This window comes from Mesorhizobium sp. M7A.F.Ca.MR.362.00.0.0 (assembly GCF_004023175.1).
Lineage (GTDB): Bacteria > Pseudomonadota > Alphaproteobacteria > Rhizobiales > Rhizobiaceae > Mesorhizobium.
Genome location: NZ_RZTF01000402.1, coordinates 2,227 through 5,664, shown reverse-complemented (window position 1 = coordinate 5,664; position 3,438 = coordinate 2,227). Strand labels below are relative to the sequence as shown.

At 57.6% G+C, this 3,438-nt stretch carries 2 protein-coding genes, 2 pseudogenes and 1 riboswitch; of the genes and pseudogenes, 1 reads left to right on the top strand and 3 read right to left on the bottom strand.

Annotated elements, in window-relative coordinates; all coding sequences use genetic code 11:
- Positions 1-139: pseudogene (locus tag EOC06_RS43990) on the top strand (glycine C-acetyltransferase); the annotation flags it as partial.
- Between the two features lie 60 nt (positions 140-199).
- Here EOC06_RS43990 and EOC06_RS31335 read toward each other — a convergent pair.
- From EOC06_RS31335 to EOC06_RS31325, 3 genes and pseudogenes are all read right to left on the bottom strand, one after another.
- Positions 200-1,369, bottom strand: coding sequence for a Xaa-Pro peptidase family protein (locus tag EOC06_RS31335; protein ID WP_128309606.1), 1,170 nt, complete (start codon positions 1,367-1,369; stop codon positions 200-202).
- A 193-nt stretch (positions 1,370-1,562) separates the two neighbouring features.
- Positions 1,563-1,994, bottom strand: coding sequence for a heme-binding protein (locus EOC06_RS31330; RefSeq protein WP_128309605.1), 432 nt, complete (start codon positions 1,992-1,994; stop codon positions 1,563-1,565).
- Positions 1,995-2,030: 36 nt separating this feature from the next.
- A pseudogene (locus EOC06_RS31325) lies at positions 2,031-3,265 on the bottom strand (D-amino acid dehydrogenase).
- A gap of 47 nt (positions 3,266-3,312) precedes the next feature.
- Positions 3,313-3,408, bottom strand: a riboswitch (glycine riboswitch).
- Positions 3,409-3,438: the final 30 nt, after the last annotated feature.

Genomic DNA, 3,438 nt, shown 5'->3' with positions numbered 1-3,438 from the left:
CATCGGCTTCTCCTTCCCGGTGGTGCCGAAAGGCCAGGCGCGCATCCGCACGCAGATGTCGGCGGCGCATTCCAGCGCCGACATCGACCGCGCGGTGGAGGCGTTTGCGGAGGTTGCAAGGGAGCTTTCGATCATATGACCGGCGGTCGCTAGGTACCTCGCCGCCAAACAGAGCTTCGGGCGAAAGAAAGGAACCCCATCAGCGTATCAGGGCTAGCTGCTTCGGCGCCCGAAGGGTGAGCAGTTGGGCCTTTCCTTCAGTGACCACGACTGTTTCCTCATGCAGGACGATTTTACCGGGCTCGTACTCCAAGGCAGGCTCAATGCAGAGCACCATGCCCGGTTGCAACACTGTCTTGTCTTCCAGTCGAATGGACGGCGGTTCGGTCAGCCGCAGCCCAAGTCCGTGTCCCATGCGTCCGTTGCTGTTGAGGTCCGCCCCACCGGAAGAGAGCGCCTTTGCCATCTGTTCAAACACATATCCGGCTGTAACCCCTGCTGTCACCGCATGAAGACCAATCTCGTGCGCTTCCCACACCTTCTCGTGGGCATACCGTAGGGCATCTGTAGCGCTTCCAACCTGGTAGTTACGATCGTAGTCGCAGAAATACCCGTCGTAGGTCGTCCCAGTGTCAATGAAGAGCAGGTCGCCATCAGCGATTGGCCGGTCCCTAGGCCCCCCCGTGATCTCGAAAGGCCCGCCGACGTCGGATCTACAAATGAGAGTCGGGATAGCGCCGGCGCCGCCCATATTGAGGCGACCGCGGAACTCCCGAAGGATCGTACGTTCAGTATCGCCGATTCTAACGAAATCTGGCACTTGAGCGTATACGGCACCCGCGATGTCGACAGCTTTTTTGATTTTGCCGACCTCGGCCGCGCTCTTGATCATGCGCAGTTGCCAAATGAGGCTCGCGCCATCAACAATCTCGACGCTTTTCAGATCACTGATGATCACATTCAATTGCGTTACCGGCATCCCCAGTCGCAGTTCGAAACCAAGCTCAGCTCCGACTCGCCCGTGTCGCCGGAGCAGATCGGATATCGCAGCGACAACGAGAGATGTGCCTTCGTCCTCGGGACGAGGCGAAGGCCAGGATCTGATTTCCGTGATCCACGTCTTCTCGATGATAGCCCTTCCAATTTCGGGAATGATCGCAAGGGGCGCCCCGATAGCAGGCACTAATACAAACCAAGGTCGGGTGTAACTCTCCCAGAATGTGGAATCGACACCGATGAAGTACCGGATATTGTCCATCGAAGTGAGCAACAAGCCGTCCAGGCGATGTTGACCCATCAACCGCTGAGCCCTGGCGACACGCTCTTCGAACTCAGACGGCTCAAATCCGTAGGAGGCTTGCTGATCCATTCGATAATCCTGTCTATCCAAACGTTCTGGACCCTGGCGGCTGCATCTGCCCACCATCCTAATGGCGCTCAGCGCACGAAAGATGCCAAAATCGCGCCGGCGGCGCAGACGCTATTTCAAATGTGCCTGATCGCTCGCCAGATTTGCGTCTCTCGCCCGACGAGCGCGAGGCGCTTCGAGTGGGTAGCCTCAATCAGGCCGCCTGAGCATTCAAACCGCCTATCTCGATTGCTTCCACGGCCACTGCTTCATCGTTGTCAGATGTATCTCCGGTAATCCCTACCGCACCAAGCAACCGACCGGCCTGGTCTCGCACTAGGACGCCCCCGGGGACGGGAACAATCTTGCCGCCTGATATAGCGGTCAGGCCGGCTACAAAGTGAGGTCGGTCGGCTGATGCTTTGTCGAGCCAGCGCGAACCGCAACCGACGGCCAAAGCTCCATAAGCCTTGCCGAATGCAATTTCAAAGCGGAGCATTGAAGCCCTGTCCTGCTTCTGAAACGCGACCAAGTGGCCGCCAGCATCCAGGACCGCAACGCTCAATGGCTTAAGACCCTTCCCGCTTGCTGTAGAGCAAGCCCGATTAATGATGGAATTGGCAACTTCCAATGTCAGCTTGGTCATATTGGATTTTCCTTGAGCTTGTTAGCTGGGCGTCTTCTATGCCGCCATACGAGCATCGACCGGAAGATCGGCAGCCACAACCGTGGCCAGCATGGCCGATGTTGCAGCAGAAAGCGTCCACCCTAGATGCCCGTGTCCCGTATTGTAGAAGACACCCGGAACCCGGCCTTTGCCGACCCGGGGCATCATGTTCGGCATCATGGGTCGCAGCCCTGCCCACGGCACAACGTGTTCAGTTACCACTTTCGGGAACATCATCCGCGTCCAGTCGACCAAAGGTCTGATGCGATCTTCACGGATGTCGAAATTGACGCCGTTGAACTCTGCGGTACCTGCCACGCGCAGGCGCGCTGCGCCGAGGCGGCTGGTCACGATTTTTGCGCGGTCGTCCAGAATACTTACCCAAGGCGCCGAGGAATCTGCCGTAGACCCCTCCAACTCCACCGTAATTGAATAGCCTTTCACCGGATATTGATGCGATCCCCGAACATCGCAGCGATATCGCGGCTATTTGTTCCCGCACACACTACAATGCCATCGGCCACCAGCGTCAGATCGGCGCCATCAGTTTTGCAAACGAGGTTAAAGCGATCCCGGCGTTCAATCCGGATCACCGCAGCGTCATAGATGAATTGGGCGCCGCGCTTTGTGCAGGCCTTCTCCAAACCCGCGCAATATTTGTGGATGTCGCCGGTCGAATCCGACGGGGTGTAAAACCCTCCATAAAAATTGCCATGCAAGGCGGGTTCAATCCCGGCAAATTCGCCGGGCGTCACCGATCGCCGGTCGAGGCCGCCCTCGTTCAGCATCTCATTCACTTTCAATGCATGGTCGAAGCCGGCTTTATCCCAGTAAACATGCAGGATACCGCGACGGACGTGATCAAAGTCGATGCCTTCACGGTCAGCGATCTCGAAGAGGTACTTACGGGCCGCGATAGCCAGGCGGGTCGTTTCAATCGTGTTCTCGCGATATTGCGAAATATTGGATACGAATTCCAGCAGCCAGCTGTACTTGTGCCACGACGGGGTAGGGTTCATGAGGAGCGGTGCATCCCGCCGAAGCATCCACTTGATGCCCTTGAGGACGGTCGACCAGTGATTCCAGACTTCGGCATTGCTCGCGGACAGCTGGCCGCCGTTGGCGAACGACGTTTCCATCGCGGCATAGCGGCGCCGCTCAACCACAGTGACGTCGTAGCCTTGCTCCAACAAAGCATAGGCCGTGGACACACCGGCAATTCCGGCGCCAATTACAATGATTTTGGGCATTCTAAACTCCGAACAGTACAATGGGGTGCGAGACTGGCCCGCGGCGAATCCCCAAATCTGTCTCGGGTACCTGAGAGCTTAACCGGACTTGCCGGCTTTCCCTTCGGTGGACGCTCGAGGCGTCTCTCTCCAGATCGTTCGGCGGTGCGGTCACTTTTGCCTGAGAGTTTCCT

Bases quoted from the DNA above. Each gene is read 5' to 3' on its own strand.
- EOC06_RS31335 (WP_128309606.1), bottom strand. From the start codon at position 1,369: ATGGATCAGCAAGCCTCCTACGGATTTGAGCCGTCTGAGTTCGAAGAG.
- EOC06_RS31330 (WP_128309605.1), bottom strand. From the start codon at position 1,994: ATGACCAAGCTGACATTGGAAGTTGCCAATTCCATCATTAATCGGGCT.